Origin of the sequence: Aeromicrobium sp. Root236 (assembly GCF_001428805.1) — a bacterium.
Lineage (GTDB): Bacteria > Actinomycetota > Actinomycetes > Propionibacteriales > Nocardioidaceae > Aeromicrobium.
In genome coordinates, this window is sequence record NZ_LMIS01000001.1 from 2,399,641 (window position 1) to 2,417,125 (window position 17,485).

Here is a 17,485-nt window from a genome sequence, read left to right on the forward strand (position 1 = left end):
CTGTACCGTCTGGACGGTATAGTTGGCCGTCTTGCCGGAAGGAGGATCCCCATGACCACGATCGACCCGCGCTACCGCGCCGAGCAGCTCGATGCACCCCGCGCGGGGCTGCGCGAGTGGCTGGCCCTGGGCGTCCTCATGCTGCCCGTCCTGCTGACCTCGATCGACAACACGGTGCTGAGCTTCGCCCTGCCGCAGGTCAGCACGGCCCTGCGGCCGACGGGCGAGCAGATGCTCTGGCTCGTCGACATCTATCCGCTGATGCTCGCGGGCCTGCTCGTCGCGATGGGCAGCCTCGGCGACCGGATCGGCCGCCGCCGGCTGCTGCTGATCGGCGCCGTCGGCTTCGGCGTCGCCTCGGTGTGCGCCGCGTTCAGCCCCAACGCCGAGGCGCTGCTGGCCTCGCGCGCGCTGCTCGGTGTGTTCGGCGCGACGCTCATGCCGTCGACGCTGTCGTTGATCCGCAACATCTTCGCGCACAGCGGTGACCGCCGGCTGGCGATCGCCACGTGGGCCTCGATGTTCGCCGGTGGCGCAGCTCTCGGCCCGGTCATGGGCGGCTGGCTGCTCGAGCACTTCTGGTGGGGCTCGGTGTTCTTCATCAACGTGCCGATCATCGGGATCTTCCTCGTCGCGGCCGTGTTCCTGCTGCCGGAGTCGCGTGACCCCCGCCCTGGTCGCATCGACGCCGTCAGCATCGTGCTGTCGATGACCGCGATGCTCCCGTTCGTGGTCGGCATCAAGCAGGTCGCCGAGCACGGCTTCAACGACGCGGCGCTGATCGGCTTAGGCGTCGGCATCGTCAGCGGTGTGCTGTTCGTACGCCGGCAGCACCGCCTCGTCGACCCGATGATCGACATGACCCTGTTCTCCGATCGGGTGTTCAGCGGCGCGATCATGGCCAACCTGCTGAGCCTCATGGGCTACGCCGGGTTCATGTTCTTCGCGGCCCAGTTCCTGCAGCTCGTGGTCGGCCTGTCCCCGCTGTCGGCGGCGACGGTGCTGCTGCCGGGCCTGCTCGTCACCGTCATCGCCGGGTTCGCGGCTGTCCGGCTCGTGCGGGTGTTCCCGGCGCGGGCGCTGGTGGCCGGCAGCTTCGGGCTGTCCGCCGCCGGGTACGCGATCGCCGCCTTCATCGGCACCCCGTCGACCGTCTCGATCCTGGTCGCGTTCTCGGTGCTCGGGCTCGGCATCGGCCTGGCCGAGACGCTGACCAACGACCTGATGCTGTCGAGCGTGCCGCCCTACAAGGCCGGTGCGGCGTCGGCGATCTCCGAGACGGCGTACGAGGTGGGTGCCGTGCTGGGCACTGCGGTGCTCGGCAGCATCCTCACCTCGACGTACCGCTCGCACCTGACGGTGCCGGCGGTGGCCAAGTGGGGCGAGAACGACCAGACGTTCGAGACGCTCGGCGGCACGGTCGAGTACGCGAAGTTCTACCCCAACGGCGTGGGTGAGGCGATGGTCCGCTCGGCGCACGAGGCGTTCGATCTCGGCGTGCAGCTCACGTCGGCGACCGCGATCATCGTCGCGCTGGCCGCGGCCGTCGTGTCGTGGCGGACGCTCAAGGATGCCTGACCTGCCCTGATCGCCCTACGATCGTGCACATGCGTCGCGCGCTCGCCCTGCTCCTCCTGCTGCCGCTGACCGCGTGCGGCGGCAGTGACGGTGACGGGCTAGCCGACGTGCCCAAGGGCGTCACGTTCCGCGTCGAGCAGGCTCGCCAGGACCTGCAGAACCGCCACTTCCAGCTCCAGGTCGTCAACAAGGGCGCTAAGCCGGTCACCGTGTCGGCCGCCAGGCTGACCTCGACGCGCCTCGGGAAGGCGTCGACGTACGAGGGCCCGGCGACGATCCCGGCCGGCGCGACGGTCAACCTGACGATGTCGATGGCGCCGGCGAGCTGCCCGACGAAGGAGTCCGGCTCCGGGATCGACGCGACGGCCCGCGTGACGTACCGAGTGGGTGAGGGTGCGGAGCGCACGTCGGTCGTGAAGCCCAAGGATCACTACGGCAGCGTCGCCCTGTTCATGAAGCGTGACTGTGCCGAGAGCACGATCGCGAGCCTCAAGGTCGACGACGAGCTCCCGGTCGAGGGCAAGGGTCGCGACTCGGTGCTCAAGGTCGGCATGACGTTCACCGCCAAGGACAGCGGTGGCCCGGTGCGGATCGGGCCAGTGGACGGCACGACGCTGCTCAAGCCCGCGCCCGGGTCGAACATCGACCACGAGCTCGTGGCGGGCAGCGGGACGTACCGCACGGTGCTGGAGATCATCCCGAACCGGTGCGACATCCACGTCGTCGCGGAGGACCGGACGGGTGCCACGATGCCGCTGCACGTCGCCAGCAAGCAGTCCGGCAAGGCGTTCTTCTTCCTCCGGTTCACCGAGCCGCAGAAGAAGCAGATCTTCGACTTCGTCGCCAAGCACTGCGGGTTCGGCGTCGAGCAGGACCCGCTCAACGCGCCCTAGACCCCGCACGGCAGACCGCCACCCCTCAGGGTGTGTGCGCCCTGAGGAGTGGCGGTTCACCAGGAGAACTTGGTGAACCGCCGCCCTAGGCGGAGGTCACGAAGCCGGTCGCCTTGGTGCCCGAGGTGTCGAGGCTGTCGCCGAGCTTGGTGAGGGCGGCGCCGACGTTGCCGAGGATCTCGGCGAGGCCGACGAGGTCGTCGGCCAGGCCGCCGAGCCCCGACGTGGTGTCGCGGATCGTCTTGGCCGCTCCCCCGAGCTGCTTGGCCGGGCCACCCATCATCGGCACCTTCTCGACGTCATCGGCGGCGTCAGCGACGAACTTCGCAACGGTCGTGAGGTTGTCCGCGATCGAGCCCAGAGTCGTGGCGCTGTTGCCGAGCCGAGTCGTGGCCCCTGACGTGCCGTCCGCACCGACCAGGGCGAGGCCGGCCGCGCGGGCCTGGTCACCGGCCTCCGAGAGACCGCCGGCGAGCGTACGGATGAAGTCGGGGATCTCCTTGGCGAGCTTCGCGCTGTCGGCGAGCTCGTCCTTGTTGTCCCACACCAGGTCGACGACCTGCTGCACCTTCTTGATGTCGAGGTTGCCGCCGAGCAGCTTGCCGAGACTGACCATGTCGCGCTCCTGGATCCGGGTTGCGCGAAATCCTAGGGCACCTGGGGGAAGAGGTCCTCGAGCTCGCGGTGCACGTGCAGACGCGCGGGGTTCTCCCGGCTGGACGCTCGCCAGACCGAGCTGACTCGCCGCGTCGGCGTCGGGTCGACGACCGGCACGGCCCGGACGCGTGGGGACAGTGTCTCGCGGCCGAGGCGTGGGACGAGGGCGATCGCGACGCCCTGCTCGACCATGGCCGAGTGCGTCGAGTAGGACCCGTCGAAGTAGCGCATGTCGGGCTTGGCCCCGTGCATCGCGAACATGTGCACGAGCCAGTCGTTGCAGATCGTGCCGGCGGGTGTCGTCACCCACCGCTCCCCGATGAGGTCCATCGGGGTGACGGTGTCCCGCAGCGAGAGCCGGTGGTCCCAGGGCAGCAGCACGTCGGCGCGGTCGACGTGGACCTGGTGCTGCTCGAGGGTCGTCGGCACCTCGAGCGGCATCGTGCTCCAGTCGTGCACGATCGACAGGTCGGTGCCGCCGCGCTCGACCAACGTGACCGCCTCGCGAGGGTCGACCTCGAGCACCGTGACGTCGAGGTCCGGCGCCGTGGTGCGCAACCGTGCGAGGAGCGGTGCCACGATGCCGCGCGACGCGGTCGAGAACGACGCGATGCGGAACGTGCCGCGCAGCTCCTCTGCGCCGCCGACTGCGAGGTTCTCGACCTGCTCGAGATCGGCGAGCAGCAGCGTGCCCCGCTCGGCCAGCAGTCGGCCGCGCTCGGTGAGGATCACGCTGCGGCCCACCCGTTCGAGCATCGGCGACCGGCTCTGCCGCTCGAGCTTCTTGATCTGCTGCGAGACCGCGGACGGCGTGAAGTCGAGAGCGGCGGCGGCCGACACGATGCTGCCGTGGTCGCGCACCGCGATCAGCGAGCGCAGCGCTCCGAGGTCGATCATGAAGCAACAGTACGCTGTTGTGTTCAGAAAGCATCGCTGGTGCTTCATCGTCGAGCGGGAGAGACTGGACCCATGTCGCTCAAGCACAGCTCGCTCGCCGTCCTCGTGATGGTGCTGTGGGGCGCCAACTTCGTGGTGATCGACGAGGGACTCGCCGACGTGCCGCCACTGTTGTTCCTGGCCATGCGGTTCACGTTCGTCGCCCTGCCGCTGGTGTTCTTCGTCCCTCGCCCGCAGGCCGAATGGCGCACCGTCGTGGCCGTCGGCTCGTTCATGAGCCTCGGCCAGTTCAGCCTGCTCTACATCGCGCTCGAGCTCGGCATGCCGGCCGGGCTCGCCTCGCTCGTGCTGCAGGCCCAGGTGATCTTCACGATCGTCATCGCCGCGGTCGTGCTCAAGGAGTCGCCGAGCCGGCGTCAGGTCGTCGGCGCCTCGCTCGGCACGGCGGGACTCCTGATCGTCGTGGTGGCGCACGGCGCAACAGCACCGGTCGTCCCGGTCCTCGTGATGCTGGGCGCGGCGACGTCGTGGGCGATCGGCAACGTCATCGCGCGCCAGGCGGGCATCTCGTCGGGGTTCTCGCTCGTCGTCTGGTCGGCCCCCGTCGTGCCGCTCCCCGCGCTCGGTCTGTCGCTCGTGGTCGACGGCGGCGGCGAGGTCGGCCATGCCCTGACGCACCTGTCGGCGGTCGCGATCGCCAGCACGGCGTACACGGCGATCGGCGCCTCGCTGATCGGCTACGGGATCTTCAACAGCCTGCTGGCCCGCTATCCGGCGAGCGCCGTCGTGCCGTTCGTCCTGCTGGTCCCGGTCGTGGGCATCGCCACAGCGTGGATCGTGCAGGACGAGGTGCCGAGCGTCCTCGAGCTGGTCGGCGGCGCGGTCATGCTCGCCGGTGTCGCGGCGGCGACGATCAGCCGCCGCTCCTCTAGGCGAGCAGAGCCGAGTGAGCCATCGTCGAGAGACGAGCTCGCATCGCCGACTCGCTGATGCGGGCGCTGTGGGGCGTGGAGTTGAGCAGCCCGAACGTGGCCTGCACGACGGCTCGCGCCTCGGCAGCCTCGAGGTCGCTGCGCAGGCGGCGTACGACGTCGACCCAGATGTCGATGTAGGCCAGCTGGAGTGACCGCACCTCCTTGCGCCCGGCGGCGTCGAGGTTGGCCCACTCCCGCTCCTGGATCACGATGAGCGCTGGGTGCCCGAGCGCGAAGTCGATGTGCCACGCGATGAGCGCGTCCAGCGCGTCGGCGGGGTCGGCTGCGGCGGCGGCTCGCGCGGAGCCCTCCGTGAGGAGCTGCTCACTGATCGCCGTGAGCGCCTGCGTGAGGATGTCGTCCTTGCCGGCGAAGTGCTTGTAGAGCGCCGGGCCGGAGATGCCGCAGGCGCCGCCGATGTCGTGCACCGAGACGCCGTGGAAGCCTCTCTCCGCGAACAGTGCCGCGGCCGTGTCGAGGATCTGCTGGCGACGTGTCGTGCTCACGGACTCACTCTAGGCCAGTGGCGCCCGCTGGTTAACGACTGTTAACCTGTCGGCATGCGAGAACTTGTCGAAGAGCTGCGTGCGCGGCTCGCCGCCGCCCGTGTGGGCGGGAGCCAGGCGGCGCGCGATCGCCACGTCGCGCGCGGCAAGCTGCTGCCGCGTGATCGCATCGACCACCTGCTCGACCCGGGCTCCCCGTTCCTCGAGATCGCGCCTCTCGCGGCCGACGGCGTGTACGACGACGACGTCCCGAGCGCCGGCATCATCGTCGGGATCGGCCGGATCAGCGGACACGACTGCGTCATCGTCGCCAACGACGCGACGGTCAAGGGCGGCACCTACTTCCCGCTGACGGTCAAGAAGCACCTGCGGGCACAGACGATCGCCGAGCAGAACAACCTGCCGTGCGTCTACCTCGTCGAGTCCGGCGGCGCGTTCATCCCGATGCAGGACGAGGTGTTCCCCGACCGCGAGCACTTCGGCCGCATCTTCTTCAACCAGGCCCGCATGTCGGCGCAGCAGATTCCGCAGATCGCCGCCGTCATGGGCTCGTGCACCGCCGGAGGGGCGTACGTCCCGGCGATGAGCGACGAGACCGTCATCGTCAAGGACCAGGGCACGATCTTCCTGGCCGGCCCGCCGCTCGTGAAGGCCGCGACCGGGGAGGTCGTGTCGGCCGAGGACCTCGGCGGTGGCGAGGTGCACGCCCGCGTCTCCGGCGTCGTGGACCACCTGGCCGACGATGACGAGCACGCGCTGCAGATCGTACGTTCGATCGTCGGCACCCTCGAGCGGCCGCCGAGCCCCGAGCCGCCGCACGAGCCGGTGCCGCCGGCCGAGGATCCCGAGACGCTCTACGACGTGGTCCCGGTCGACACCCGCGCGCCGTACGACGTGCGTGAGGTCATCCGCCGCATCGTCGACGCCTCGCGGCTCCACGAGTTCAAGCCGCTCTACGGCGAGACGCTGGTGTGCGGCTTCGCCCGCATCTGGGGCTATCCCGTGGCGATCGTGGCCAACAACGGCATCCTGTTCAGCGAGTCGGCGCTCAAGGGCGCGCACTTCGTCCAGCTCGCCAACCAGCGCGGCATCCCGCTGGTGTTCCTGCAGAACATCACCGGGTTCATGGTCGGCCAGGAGTACGAGAACCGCGGCATCGCCAAGGACGGCGCCAAGCTCGTCACGGCGGTCGCCTCGTCGGTCGTGCCGAAGTTCACGGTCGTGATCGGCGGCTCGTACGGTGCGGGCAACTACGGCATGTGCGGCCGGGCGTACGACCCGAGGTTCCTGTGGATGTGGCCCAACGCGCGCATCTCGGTCATGGGTGGCGAGCAGGCCGCGGCGGTGCTCGCGACGGTCAAGCGCGACGGCCTCGAGGCGCGGGGCGAGGAGTGGTCGGCCGAGGACGAGGCGGCGTTCCGCGACCCGATCCGCGAGCAGTTCGAGCGCAAGGGCTCCCCCTACTACTCCACCGCGCGGCTGTGGGACGACGGGATCATCGATCCGGTCGACACCCGCCGCGTCCTCGGCATGGGCCTCCAGCTCGCTGCCGCCACTCCGACCCCAGAGCCGAACTTCGGCCTCTTCAGGATGTAGCGATGACGTTCACCAGTGTCCTGATCGCCAACCGAGGTGAGATCTCCCGTCGGGTGATCCGGGCGTGCCGTGAGGCCGGGCTCCGCAGCATCGCGGTCTATTCCGACGCCGACGCGGACGCTCCCTACGTACGGTTCGCCGACGACGCGGTGCACCTCGGCCCCACGCCGGCCACCGAGTCCTACCTGTCGATCGAGCGAGTCCTCGCCGCGGCCAAGGAGTCCGGCGCGGAGGCGATCCATCCCGGGTACGGCTTCCTGTCCGAGCGCGCCGAGTTCGCCCGCGCCGTGGTCAATGCCGGAATGGTGTTCATCGGGCCGACCGCCGACGTCATGGACGCGATGGGCCGCAAGGACCGGGCACGGGCGATCGCCGAGCGTGCGGGCGTACCCGTCACTCCGCAGTTCGACGCCGAGGCCGTGCCCGCCGATGCGTACCCCGTGCTCGTCAAGGCGGCGGCGGGTGGCGGCGGCAAGGGCATGCGCATCGTCCGGGAGGCCGCTGGCCTGTCCGCGGCGATCGACGCGGCCCGACGTGAGGCCGCGTCGGCGTTCGGCGACGACACCCTGCTGGTCGAGAAGTACGTCGAGGCCGGCCGGCACGTCGAGGTGCAGGTCTTCGGCGACACCGCCGGCAACGTCGTGCACCTCTTCGAGCGCGACTGCTCGGTGCAGCGCCGTCACCAGAAGGTCGTCGAGGAGGCGCCGGCGTACGGGCTGACGGACGAGCTGCGTCGTACGCTCCACGACTCGTCCGTCGCGCTGTGCCGCGAGGTCGGCTACACGGGCGCCGGCACGGTCGAGTTCCTCGTCGCCGACGGCCGGGCCTACTTCCTCGAGATGAACACCCGCCTGCAGGTCGAGCACCCGGTCACCGAGGAGATCACCGGGCTCGACCTCGTGCAGTGGCAGCTGCTCGTCGCCGCCGGTCAGCCGTTGCCGCTGAGCCAGGACCAGATCGCCGCGACGGGCCACGCGATGGAGGTCCGGGTCTACGCGGAGGACCCGTACGCCGGGTTCCTGCCGCAGGCGGGCCACGTGCTGGACGCTGCGTGGCCCGAGGACGCGCGGGTCGAGACCGATCTCGGTGCCGACCAGGAGGTCTCCACGGCGTACGACCCGATGCTCGGCAAGATCGTCGTCGCCGGCAACGACCGTGAGGACGCGCGGCACCGGATGGTCGCGGCGCTCGACGACACCGGTATCTTCGGCGTGACGACCAACCTCGGATTCGTACGCCGCCTGGTCGCCAGTCGCGACTTCGCCGTCGGCGACGTGCACACCGCGTGGCTCGACAGCGACGCGTCGATCGACCTGCTGACCCCGCCGGAGCTGTCAGCCGATGCAGCTCGCGCCGCCGCGCAGCTGTGGGCGAGCTTCACGCATCCCGAAGGTGGCTCGCCGTGGTCGGCCAACGACGGCTGGCGTGCCGGCGCCGAACCGGCCCCAACGCGGGTCGTCCTCGTCGACGAGGCAGGCAAGCCGTGGGAGTTCACGTTCACGGACGACGACGTCGAGGGTGGGTTGCTGGCGATCGCCGACGCCGAGGGCCTGACGATCGCGTGGCACGGGCAGAACTGGCGGCTCGACACCCCCGACCCGATGCGGGGTGGCCACCACCTCGGAGCCTCGACCGACGCCGACCTCGTCTCGCCGATGCCCGGCACCGTGCTCAAGGTCGACGTCGCCGAGGGTGACGTCGTCACGCTCGGCCAGCAGCTCGGGGTCGTCGAGGCGATGAAGATGGAGCTCGCGCTGCAGGCGCCCTACGACGGCGTGGTCTCCCACGTCGGCGCCGCTGTCGGCGACCAGGTGCCGATCAAGCACCTCCTGTTCACGGTGGAGCCGGCATGACCGTGGTCCGCGACCCGGCGTTGCCATCGGCCGTCACGATCTACGAGGTCGGGCCGCGCGACGGGCTCCAGAACGAGTCGGCGATCGTGTCGCTCGACGACAAGGCCGAGTTCATCACCCGACTCATCGCGGCCGGCCTGCCGATCGTCGAGGCGACGAGCTTCGTCCACCCGAAGTGGGTCCCGCAGCTTGCCGACGCCGCTGACCTCGTGGCGCGGCTGCCGCTCGACGGGCCGACTCCGCTGCCGGTGCTGGTGCCCAACGAGCGCGGGCTCGACCGAGCGCTCGAGGCCGGCTGCAGTCACATCGCGATCTTCGGGAGTGCGACCGAGACGTTCGCCCAGAAGAACCTCAACTCGACGCTGGACTCGCAGTTCGCGATGTTCGAACCCGTGGTCAGCCGGGCGCGCGAGGCCGGGCTGGACGTGCGGGCGTACGTCTCGATGTGCTTCGGGGACCCGTGGGAGGGCGACGTGCCGGTCGAGCAGGTCGTCAGCACCGGCACGCGGCTGCTCGACCTCGGGGCGACGCAGCTGTCGATCGGCGACACGATCGGGGTCGGCACGGCGGCCCATGTGGGAGCCCTGATCGACGCGTTCGGCGCCGCGGGCGTCGGCGTCGAACGGCTGGCGATGCACTTCCACGACACCTACGGTCAGGCGCTCGCCAACGCGTACGCCGCGCTGCGGCACGGCATCACGACGTTCGACGCGTCGGCCGGCGGACTCGGCGGCTGCCCGTACGCCGAGAGTGCCACCGGCAACCTGGCGACCGAGGACCTCGTGTGGCTGCTGAACGGGCTCGGCATCGAGCACGGCGTCGACCTCGAGGCGCTGGTGCGGACGAGCACCTGGATGTCCGGCGTCCTCGGCAAGGAGCCGGCCAGCGCCGTCGTCCGCGCCCTCGGCTAGGCCCCCAACGACCCCCATGACTGGGCGAGGCGTGCGGAGACGCGCGCGGACAGCAAGGCGTACTGCCGGTCGAGCCGAGTCGGGCCGGTGGGCCGCAGGACGTCGATGCCACCGACGACGTGCTCGTGCGGGCCGAACTGCTCGAGCGTGATGTCGACCTGCTCGCCGTCGGGCAGCCGGTTCCACCAGTGGAAGTCCACGCGCTCCATGGGGCCCGAGCCGGTCGGCGGATCGACGAACACCTCACCGGTGACGAGCGAGCCGCCGAAGAAGTCGTGCAGCACCAAGGCCGTCGTGGCGCACTGGCCGCGGGCCGGGTTGTCAGGGGTCCAGTCGGCGACGTCCTCCGGGGCGCAGGTGTCGGGGCCCCACGACTCGCGCAGCGCGAGGATCACGGCTTCGAGCGTCATGCGTACGACGGTAGGTGTCAGGTCTGACATCTCGGAGGAGCCGGCAAGGGCTCGAGGTCAGGTCGCCAGCCGGCGGTCGCGCAGCTCGTCGGCGGCGAAGTGGCCCACGTGCCACGTCGCCAAGGCGTCGCTCGAGCCCCCGACGGCGCCACCGAGAAGGGGCACCCGGCGCCCGATCAGCGTCACGGCCCGACGTCCGGCCGTACGCGCGACGAGCTCGGCGGTGACCTCGCGCGACAGCGTCTCGTCGAGCACCGGATCGTGCACCGGCGAGGTGGCGAGGGCCATCGGCGACGAGGGCAACCGGTGCCGCTTGACCAACCCGGTGACGGCGTCCTCGCCGAGCATGCAGGCGAGGATCGCGTTGCGCACCCGCGGGTCCTCGAGGTCATAGCCGCGCAGGTGTGCGATGCCCGCGACGAGGTGGCACTGCACGACAGTGACACCGACGACGTTGGCCGGGACCGACACCGCGAGCGTCGAGAAGCCGCCCAGGTTGGTCACGAAGCCCTGCACCCCGGCAAGGCCGGAGTGCAGGCGGATCAGGCCGCGAATCGCCTTCTCGACGTCACCGCCGTGGTCGACGAGCTTGGTGTCGGCCGACGCGGCCGCCGAGCGCAAGGGTCCGATGCCGTCGATCGCGTGGTCGAGCACCGTACGGACGTAGCCCGACGCGATCGCCGGCGCGAGCTTGGCGCCTGCGGTCATGGCGACACTGCGGCGAACTCCCATCGGTCCAGCATAGGCGGGCACGAGAGGGCGGCATCTCCGAGCGCGATCCGCATCTGGCCCTACGCTGTGGGCATGGCTCGCCCCTTCTCCGAGCGCGTCGTCGGTGACGACTGGCGGCAGGACGCCGAGGGCTGGATCCTCGAGCAGCTGGAGCTGCAGGGCGACAGCTTGAGCGGGTCGATCGAGCAGCCGCGCGTACGCCCGTGGTCGACGCAGCTCACGGTGCCCACCTCGGCGGGCCGTCTGTGGTTCAAGGCCAACGCGGCGGCCCTGGCATTCGAGCCGGCGCTCCAGCTCGAGCTCGCGCGCCTGGCCCCGGCCTCTGTCGATGCGCCGTACGCGATCCACGCGGATCGGGGCTGGATGCTGACCCGCGACCGGGGCGCCACCCTGCGCGAGACACGCGAGCCGACGGTCGAGGACTGGCAACGGGTCGTCGTCGAGGTGGCCCGGATCCAGCAGGCGGCGGCCCCGCACCGCGACCGCCTCCTCGCTGCGGGCCTGCCCGACTACTCCCCACCGACCGTGCTGGACCGGTTCGACCGCATCGTCGAGATCTTCTCGCAGCACCCCGCCGACCATCCCGCTCGCGTCGACGCGGACCTGAAGCTTCGGCTGACAGCCGTCCGGCCGGCCATCGCGGATGCCGTCGACGTCCTGGCCCACAGCCGGTTGCCGGCCACGTGGCAGCACGGCGACGTGCACCCCAACAACGTGTTCGCGCTCGACGACGGGTCGATGCGCGTGTTCGACTTCGGCGACGGGCAGTGGGCGCACGCGGTCGAGGCGCTCTGCGTGCCGTACGGGTGGATCACCTCGCTCGCGTCGATCCCGTGGGAGCCGGTGCTCGAGGCGTACGCCGACACGTGGCAGGTCGACCCGCGCGACGTGGACGACATGTTCGCCACGGTCGAGCTGACGCAGGCGGTCAACCGGGCGGCGAGCTGGTCGGCGTTCCTCGACGAGGCGAGCGCGGCGGAGTGGAAGGACTGGGGCGAGGGCCCGATCCGCCACCTGTCGCGCGTGCTCGACTCATGAGGGCTCCCCTGGAGCCGACGCCGTGGGTCTTCGATCCCGCGGACTGGCCCGACGAGGACTGCGTCGCGGCGGGCGCCGACCTCGAGCCGGGAACGCTCCTCGAGGCGTACCGGCGGGGCGCGTTCCCGATGCCGCACGACGGCCTGCTGCTGTGGTGGTCACCGATGCGCCGCGGTGTCCTCGTGCCGTCTGACCTGCGCGTGAGCCGCTCGCTCGCCCGGTCACGCAAGCGGTACGAGGTGACGGTCGACGAGTCGTTCGAGGAGGTGATCGACGCGTGCGCCGACCCGTCCCGGACCGGCGCGTGGATCGACCCGGACATCCGCGAGGCGTACGTGCGGATGCATCGCCTGGGCTGGGCGCACTCCATCGAGACGCGTGACGCCGACGGGCAGCTCGTCGGCGGCCTGTACGGACTGAGCATCGGGCGGCTGTTCGCCGGCGAGTCGATGTTCCACCGCGCGACGGATGCCTCCAAGGTCGCGCTGATGGGCCTCGTCGAGGTGGTGGGTGACGAGGGCCTGATCGACACCCAATGGCGTACCGACCACCTCGGCTCGCTGGGTGTCACCGAGTGGTCCCGCGAACGCTATCTGCGAGCCATCGCCCCGCTCGTCGACGCCGAACCACCCGCCGCCTGGCGGTGATAGCAGGGCCAGGGAGCGGGACTCCTTGTGGGGGCGCGATTGAATCGTCGCCACGGGTTCATAGACTGTCGACACACCCATTCACTCACAAGGAGCTTTTGTGGCTATCTCACGCAACGACCTCGTCGCTGCCCTCGCTTCGAAGGCCGGCACCAGCAAGGCCGAGGCCGACGCCGTCCTCTCGTCCTTCAGCGAGATCCTGCTCGACTCCGTCAGCAATGGCGAGAAGGTCTCGATCCCCGGCATCCTGTCCGTCGAGCGCGTCCCGCGTGCCGCTCGCACGGGCCGCAACCCCTCGACCGGCGAGACCATCGACATCCCCGCCGGCTTCGGCGTCAAGGTGAGCGTCGGCTCGCGCCTCAAGGCCGCCGCCAAGTAACCCAGCACGACATCGCGCAGCGCCATCGGGACATCCCGGTGGCGCTGTTCCATGTCTGATGTGAGGATGACCGCCATGTCCACGCGCTACCACCGGCTCGCCCGGGAGACTCCGGCGTACGCGTGGTGGAAGCTCCCGGTCGCCGGTCTCCTGGCGTTCGCGATCTACATGGGCCTCGGGATGGTCCTGCTGCTGATCGCACTGGTCGTCTTCTCGGCCGAGTCCGGCATCGACAAGTTCGACGCCTGGACCGACGCTGCCGGCGACCTCGACCTGCAGCACCTGGACTTCTTCGCCCTCGACATGCTCTCGCTGGTCATCCTGATCCCAGCCGTGCTGCTCGCCGTGCTGGTCACGGGTCCACGACCCATCGGCTACCTCTCCTCGGTCGCCGGGCGGCTTCGTGTCGGCTGGCTGGCGCGCATGGCCGTGCTCGCGTTCGCGGTGTTCATCGTGACGATCGGCGGGTCCGTCGCGATCGGCGAGATGACCGATCCGGCCGACGTCAGCGCACCGCACGTCAGCACCCGGACGATCGTCGCGATCGCCCTCGTCCTGCTGCTGACGCCGTTCCAGGCGGCCGCCGAGGAGTACGTCTTCCGCGGCTACCTCATGCAGCTCGTCGGGTCGTGGACCCGCTTCGCGATCATCCCGGTGCTCGTCTCGGTGCCGCTGTTCGTCGCGGGCCACACGTACGAGTGGTGGGGCCTGGTCGACGTCGGCATCTTCGGCCTGACGGCGGCGGTGCTGACGATCCGGACCGGCGGCCTCGAGGCCGGCATCGCGGCACACACCGCCAACAACGTCGTGCTGTTCGTCTTCGACGCCTTGGGCATGTTCTCGGCGACCGACGACAGCGACGCAGGGCCGACGGACCTCATCCCGACGATCATCTCGAGCGTCGTCCTGCTGTTCCTCGTCGAGCTGGCGGCCCGCCGCTACGGGCTGCAGCGGACCCGCGCGCCGATCCCGCCGCCACCGCCGCCACCGGCTCCGATGTGGCCGCCGCCCCCGTATGCGTACTGGTGGCCGCCGGTCCAGCAGGCTCCGCCACCGCAGTGGTATCCCCCTGCGCCGGTGCACGCCGCACCGCAGTGGCCCCCCGCGCCACCGCAGCCCCGGCCGGCCAACCCACCTGCTTCGGTGGGGCTGCATCCGGAGACACCGGACTACCCCGGCGAGCTGCCGCCGGACTGGGGCACGCGCTAGCTGACGGGTCGCCCGGCCTGCTCCCAGGCGTCCATGCCGCCCTCGAGGTTGACGACGTCGTGCCCTTGCGCGTGCAGCCAGGCCGTCGCCCGGGCGGAACGGCCGCCGACGTGGCACACCACGAGCGTGCGCGCCGAGGGGTCGAGCTCGCCGACCCGACTCGGCAGCTCGCCGAGCGGGATGTGGATCGCGCCGGCGATGTGGCCGGCCGCCCATTCGTGTGGCTCGCGTACGTCGAGAACGACCAGATCGGCGGGAATGACCTCGGGAACGCCGTGGATGTCGGTGCTGGGGATGCCGGATTCGCTCATGTCTCCATGGTCCCTCGTGCGGTGTGATGTGACACGTACGGGTGTCTTCTTTGCCCAGGGAGTAGCGATGAACCCCCTCGAGTAGTTACTTTGGGCTATACGCGTGTCGCCTTTCGCCCCTGCGGAACCAGCGGCACCTCGTGTTCGTCTGCAGATGGGTGGTGTGTCATGAAGGCTCATGACACCATCCGCCTACCCTTCGTGGCCTCGACGCCGGGCGTCGCCCGCACCCGCCTCGCCGCGTTCCTGACGGTCAACCGGGCATCCGCCGAGGTCATCGACAACGCCCTGATCGTGATCAGCGAGATGATCGCCAACGCGGTCTGTCACGGCGTCCCGACCTCCGACGGCACGATCGAGATCTCCTGGGCGATCAACGGCACGCTGCTCGAGCTCAGCGTCTACGACGCCGGCAAGGGTGGATCGCTCAAGCCGATCGACTTCGACGAGGACTCGCTCAGCGGTCGTGGTCTGTCGATCATCAACCGGGTCGCCGACCGTTGGTGGGTCGACATGTCGACCGGCACGCGGGTCAACGCCGAGCTCGGCCTCAGCCCCCGCTGATCCGTTCGCACGAGCCGCATAGACTCGCCCGTCATGGGCAAGAAGTCGCGACTCAAGAACAAGGCCGCCAAGAAGGACCGCATGCCGTTCGTGGCGCGCACCTTCGAAGGACTCCCCCACGAGGCCGACTGGATCGCCCTGCGCGAGTTCGTCCCCTCGGCGACCGCGACGATCACGCTGGCCTCAGGCCAGTCCGTGCGTATCTGCTCGCTGCTGCCGGGCAACGGCGCCGGCATCGTCCGTCCTGACGGCGAGATCTGGGTCGGCCTGCAGGTCGCGCACAACTTCGGCGACATCAGCCGGGACCTCGCGTACGTCGTGGAGACCGCGCTCGAGATGGAGCCGGGCCAGCCCGTGCGCATGGCCGAGCCCGGGGTCGGCCCGCGCCTGCAGGACCTGATCGACCCGTCGAGCAGCTTCGACGTCGCGGTCCACGAGGGCTTCGACTACTGGGTCGAGGGCACGGACGACCGGCCTGAGACCGCCGAGCTCCTGGCCGAGGCCAACCAGACGATCGCTCCGACCGTCCGGCTCGAGTCGGTCGAGTCGGCTTACTGGACCGAGATGGGTCCGCAGCGCTTCCTCCGCTGGGTCATGACCGACGAGGAGACGCCGCTGCTCGACGCACTCGCCCGTCTGAAGGTGCGCGGCGAGGAGACCCTCGGTGAGGACACCAAGCTGATCGGGCACTTCCGCGCCCACGGCCGGCTCGTGCCGGTCTGGGAGTTCGAGGCATCGGCCGCCGACCTCGAGAAGCCGGCTCTGGAGTTCCGCACCCGCCTCGACGCGGCACTCGCCGACGACACCCCGCTGACCTCCGAGCAGCGCTCGGCTCGCGCCGCCCTGCTGAGCGGCCAGGTCCAGATCCGCTGACGATCCCCGGGGGAATCCGGCGTGGCGTGAAGCGGTTGAATGAAGCATGACGAGTTCCTATGACGTGGTCGTGCTCGGCGCCGGCCCTGGTGGTTACGTTGCTGCCGTGCGCGCCGCCCAGCTCGGCCTGAGCGTGGCCGTGGTGGAGGAGAAGTACTGGGGCGGCGTGTGCCTCAATGTCGGGTGCATCCCGTCGAAGGCGTTGCTCCGCAATGCCGAGCTCGCACAGATCTTCACGCATCACGCGGACACGTTCGGCATCCGCGGCGACGTCAGCTTCGACTACGGCGTCGCGTTCGACCGCAGCCGTGAGGTCGCCGCCGGACGGGTCAAGGGCGTCCACTTCCTGATGAAGAAGAACGGCATCACCGAGCTCGACGGCCGCGGAACGTTCACCGGCCCCAACTCCCTCGAGGTCGCCCTGACCGACGGCGGAACCGAGACCGTCGAGTTCGCCAACGCGATCATCGCGACCGGGTCGACGGTGCGGATGCTGCCGGGCGTGAAGCCCAGCGCCAACGTCGTGACGTACGAGGAGCAGATCCTCGACCGCGACCTGCCGCGCACGATGCTCGTGGTCGGCGCGGGTGCGATCGGCATGGAGTTCGCGTACGTGCTCAGGAGCTACGGCGTCGACGTGACGATCGTGGAGTTCCTCGACCGGGCGCTGCCCAACGAGGACGTGGAGGTCTCCAAGGAGATCACCAAGGCCTACCGCAAGCTCGGCATCCCGATCCTGACGTCGACCAAGGTCGAGTACGTGACCGACCACCGCGACGGCGTGACCGTGACCTACACCGGCAAGGACGGTGCCAGCACCACGATCGAGACCGACCGGGTCCTCGTGTCGGTCGGGTTTGCGCCCCGCGTCGAGGGCTTCGGGCTCGAGAAGACCGGTGTGGAGCTGACCGACCGCGGGGCGATCGCGATCGACGGCCGCATGCGTACGAACGTCCCGCACATCTACGCGATCGGTGACGTGACCGCCAAGCTGCAGCTCGCCCACGTGGCGGAGGCGCAGGGCGTGGTCGCGGCCGAGACGATCGGCAACGCGGAGACGCAGGAGCTCGGCGACTACCGGATGATGCCGCGGGCGACGTTCAGCCAGCCGCAGGTCGCGAGCTTCGGGCTGACCGAGCAGCAGGCGCGCGACGAGGGCTACGACGTCAAGGTCGCCAAGTTCCCGTTCACGGCCAACGGCAAGGCGCAGGGACTGGGTGAGCCCGGAGGGTTCATCAAGCTGATCGCCGACGGCGAGCACCTGGAGCTGTTGGGCGGGCACCTCATCGGTGCCGACGTCGCCGAGCTGCTGCCGGAGCTGACGCTCGCGCAGAAGTGGGACCTCGGAGCGCTCGAGCTGGCCCGCAACGTGCACACGCACCCGACGCTCAGCGAGGCGCTGCAGGAGGGCTTCCACGGCCTCGCCGGCCACATGATCAACCTGTAGCTGTCACACC

General features: G+C 70.1%; 19 protein-coding genes. 13 read left to right on the forward strand and 6 right to left on the reverse strand.

The genetic code is table 11. The features are described from left to right. Window positions 1-51: 51 nt before the first annotated feature. Both ASE12_RS12040 and ASE12_RS12045 read left to right on the forward strand, forming a co-directional pair. A complete protein-coding gene (locus tag ASE12_RS12040) occupies window positions 52-1,578 on the forward strand; it encodes an MFS transporter (protein ID WP_056400749.1) in 1,527 nt (508 codons plus the stop codon). Between the two features lie 29 nt (window positions 1,579-1,607). Beyond that, window positions 1,608-2,471 carry a hypothetical protein gene (locus tag ASE12_RS12045; protein WP_056400751.1) on the forward strand — a complete coding sequence of 288 codons (864 nt, stop codon included), beginning with the start codon at window positions 1,608-1,610 and terminating at the stop codon, window positions 2,469-2,471. Between the two features lie 85 nt (window positions 2,472-2,556). On the opposite strand, the gene ASE12_RS12050 is transcribed toward ASE12_RS12045, so the two are convergent. Both ASE12_RS12050 and ASE12_RS12055 read right to left on the reverse strand, forming a co-directional pair. Then, entirely contained in the window at window positions 2,557-3,087 is a 531-nt protein-coding gene (locus ASE12_RS12050; RefSeq protein ID WP_056400753.1) for a hypothetical protein, read from the reverse strand. A gap of 32 nt (window positions 3,088-3,119) precedes the next feature. After that, on the reverse strand, window positions 3,120-4,025 hold the full coding sequence (locus ASE12_RS12055; protein ID WP_056400756.1) for a LysR family transcriptional regulator: 906 nt from the start codon (window positions 4,023-4,025) through the stop codon (window positions 3,120-3,122). Between the two features lie 72 nt (window positions 4,026-4,097). Between ASE12_RS12055 and ASE12_RS12060 the strand changes: the two genes are divergently transcribed. After that, the gene (locus ASE12_RS12060; RefSeq protein ID WP_056400758.1) at window positions 4,098-5,015 is read left to right on the forward strand and encodes an EamA family transporter; all 918 of its coding nucleotides are present in this window, start codon (window positions 4,098-4,100) and stop codon (window positions 5,013-5,015) included. Here ASE12_RS12060 and ASE12_RS12065 read toward each other — a convergent pair. Beyond that, window positions 4,954-5,505, reverse strand: a complete 552-nt coding sequence (locus tag ASE12_RS12065; protein WP_056400762.1) for a TetR/AcrR family transcriptional regulator — start codon at window positions 5,503-5,505, stop codon at window positions 4,954-4,956. The genes ASE12_RS12060 and ASE12_RS12065 overlap by 62 nt on opposite strands. Before the next feature lie 54 nt (window positions 5,506-5,559). Here ASE12_RS12065 and ASE12_RS12070 point away from each other — a divergent pair, with 54 nt between their 5' ends. From ASE12_RS12070 to ASE12_RS12080, 3 genes are read left to right on the forward strand one after another with little or no spacing between them, the layout of a single operon-like run. Beyond that, window positions 5,560-7,101 carry a carboxyl transferase domain-containing protein gene (locus ASE12_RS12070; RefSeq protein WP_056400765.1) on the forward strand — a complete coding sequence of 514 codons (1,542 nt, stop codon included), beginning with the start codon at window positions 5,560-5,562 and terminating at the stop codon, window positions 7,099-7,101. A 2-nt stretch (window positions 7,102-7,103) separates the two neighbouring features. Then, window positions 7,104-8,954 (forward strand): biotin carboxylase N-terminal domain-containing protein, encoded by a 1,851-nt coding sequence (locus ASE12_RS12075; protein ID WP_056400768.1) that lies wholly within the window; start codon window positions 7,104-7,106, stop codon window positions 8,952-8,954. Beyond that, entirely contained in the window at window positions 8,951-9,865 is a 915-nt protein-coding gene (locus ASE12_RS12080; protein ID WP_056400773.1) for a hydroxymethylglutaryl-CoA lyase, read from the forward strand. Before ASE12_RS12075 ends, ASE12_RS12080 begins: the two co-directional genes overlap by 4 nt. Here ASE12_RS12080 and ASE12_RS12085 read toward each other — a convergent pair. Together ASE12_RS12085 and ASE12_RS12090 are read right to left on the reverse strand one after the other, a co-directional pair. After that, entirely contained in the window at window positions 9,862-10,275 is a 414-nt protein-coding gene (locus ASE12_RS12085; RefSeq protein WP_056400775.1) for a hypothetical protein, read from the reverse strand. The two genes, ASE12_RS12080 and ASE12_RS12085, sit on opposite strands and share 4 nt — an antisense overlap. Window positions 10,276-10,332: 57 nt before the next feature. Further along, a complete protein-coding gene (locus ASE12_RS12090; RefSeq protein WP_056400778.1) occupies window positions 10,333-11,007 on the reverse strand; it encodes an EcsC family protein in 675 nt (224 codons plus the stop codon). Window positions 11,008-11,079: 72 nt separating this feature from the next. Between ASE12_RS12090 and ASE12_RS12095 the strand changes: the two genes are divergently transcribed. From ASE12_RS12095 to ASE12_RS20710, 4 genes are all read left to right on the forward strand, one after another. Further along, the gene (locus ASE12_RS12095) at window positions 11,080-12,045 is read left to right on the forward strand and encodes a phosphotransferase (protein ID WP_056400782.1); all 966 of its coding nucleotides are present in this window, start codon (window positions 11,080-11,082) and stop codon (window positions 12,043-12,045) included. Then, on the forward strand, window positions 12,042-12,692 hold the full coding sequence (gene aat / locus ASE12_RS12100) for a leucyl/phenylalanyl-tRNA--protein transferase (RefSeq protein ID WP_056400784.1): 651 nt from the start codon (window positions 12,042-12,044) through the stop codon (window positions 12,690-12,692). The genes ASE12_RS12095 and aat overlap by 4 nt, the downstream gene beginning before the upstream one ends. A gap of 106 nt (window positions 12,693-12,798) precedes the next feature. Further along, window positions 12,799-13,071 (forward strand): HU family DNA-binding protein, encoded by a 273-nt coding sequence (locus ASE12_RS12105; protein WP_200935516.1) that lies wholly within the window; start codon window positions 12,799-12,801, stop codon window positions 13,069-13,071. Between the two features lie 75 nt (window positions 13,072-13,146). After that, window positions 13,147-14,280, forward strand: a complete 1,134-nt coding sequence (locus ASE12_RS20710) for a CPBP family intramembrane glutamic endopeptidase (RefSeq protein WP_056400787.1) — start codon at window positions 13,147-13,149, stop codon at window positions 14,278-14,280. On the opposite strand, the gene ASE12_RS12115 is transcribed toward ASE12_RS20710, so the two are convergent. Further along, entirely contained in the window at window positions 14,277-14,591 is a 315-nt protein-coding gene (locus tag ASE12_RS12115; protein WP_056400792.1) for a rhodanese-like domain-containing protein, read from the reverse strand. The two genes, ASE12_RS20710 and ASE12_RS12115, sit on opposite strands and share 4 nt — an antisense overlap. Window positions 14,592-14,792: 201 nt before the next feature. Between ASE12_RS12115 and ASE12_RS12120 the strand changes: the two genes are divergently transcribed. The 3 genes from ASE12_RS12120 to lpdA are packed head-to-tail and all read left to right on the forward strand — an operon-like array spanning window position 14,793 to window position 17,475. Next, window positions 14,793-15,155, forward strand: a complete 363-nt coding sequence (locus tag ASE12_RS12120) for an ATP-binding protein (RefSeq protein ID WP_162255484.1) — start codon at window positions 14,793-14,795, stop codon at window positions 15,153-15,155. A gap of 33 nt (window positions 15,156-15,188) precedes the next feature. Next, entirely contained in the window at window positions 15,189-16,028 is an 840-nt protein-coding gene (locus ASE12_RS12125; protein WP_056400798.1) for a DUF5926 family protein, read from the forward strand. Window positions 16,029-16,074: 46 nt separating this feature from the next. After that, window positions 16,075-17,475: a dihydrolipoyl dehydrogenase gene (gene lpdA, locus ASE12_RS12130; protein WP_056400801.1), complete on the forward strand. Its 1,401-nt coding sequence runs from the start codon at window positions 16,075-16,077 to the stop codon at window positions 17,473-17,475. The last annotated feature ends 10 nt before the right edge of the window (window positions 17,476-17,485 follow it).

Bases quoted from the DNA above. Each gene is read 5' to 3' on its own strand.
- ASE12_RS12040 (WP_056400749.1), top strand. From the start codon at position 52: ATGACCACGATCGACCCGCGCTACCGCGCCGAGCAGCTCGATGCACCC.
- ASE12_RS12045 (WP_056400751.1), top strand. From the start codon at position 1,608: ATGCGTCGCGCGCTCGCCCTGCTCCTCCTGCTGCCGCTGACCGCGTGC.
- ASE12_RS12050 (WP_056400753.1), bottom strand. From the start codon at position 3,087: ATGGTCAGTCTCGGCAAGCTGCTCGGCGGCAACCTCGACATCAAGAAG.
- ASE12_RS12055 (WP_056400756.1), bottom strand. From the start codon at position 4,025: ATGATCGACCTCGGAGCGCTGCGCTCGCTGATCGCGGTGCGCGACCAC.
- ASE12_RS12060 (WP_056400758.1), top strand. From the start codon at position 4,098: ATGTCGCTCAAGCACAGCTCGCTCGCCGTCCTCGTGATGGTGCTGTGG.
- ASE12_RS12070 (WP_056400765.1), top strand. From the start codon at position 5,560: ATGCGAGAACTTGTCGAAGAGCTGCGTGCGCGGCTCGCCGCCGCCCGT.
- ASE12_RS12075 (WP_056400768.1), top strand. From the start codon at position 7,104: ATGACGTTCACCAGTGTCCTGATCGCCAACCGAGGTGAGATCTCCCGT.
- ASE12_RS12080 (WP_056400773.1), top strand. From the start codon at position 8,951: ATGACCGTGGTCCGCGACCCGGCGTTGCCATCGGCCGTCACGATCTAC.
- ASE12_RS12085 (WP_056400775.1), bottom strand. From the start codon at position 10,275: ATGACGCTCGAAGCCGTGATCCTCGCGCTGCGCGAGTCGTGGGGCCCC.
- ASE12_RS12090 (WP_056400778.1), bottom strand. From the start codon at position 11,007: ATGGGAGTTCGCCGCAGTGTCGCCATGACCGCAGGCGCCAAGCTCGCG.
- ASE12_RS12095 (WP_056400782.1), top strand. From the start codon at position 11,080: ATGGCTCGCCCCTTCTCCGAGCGCGTCGTCGGTGACGACTGGCGGCAG.
- aat (WP_056400784.1), top strand. From the start codon at position 12,042: ATGAGGGCTCCCCTGGAGCCGACGCCGTGGGTCTTCGATCCCGCGGAC.
- ASE12_RS20710 (WP_056400787.1), top strand. From the start codon at position 13,147: ATGTCCACGCGCTACCACCGGCTCGCCCGGGAGACTCCGGCGTACGCG.
- ASE12_RS12115 (WP_056400792.1), bottom strand. From the start codon at position 14,591: ATGAGCGAATCCGGCATCCCCAGCACCGACATCCACGGCGTTCCCGAG.
- ASE12_RS12125 (WP_056400798.1), top strand. From the start codon at position 15,189: ATGGGCAAGAAGTCGCGACTCAAGAACAAGGCCGCCAAGAAGGACCGC.
- lpdA (WP_056400801.1), top strand. From the start codon at position 16,075: ATGACGAGTTCCTATGACGTGGTCGTGCTCGGCGCCGGCCCTGGTGGT.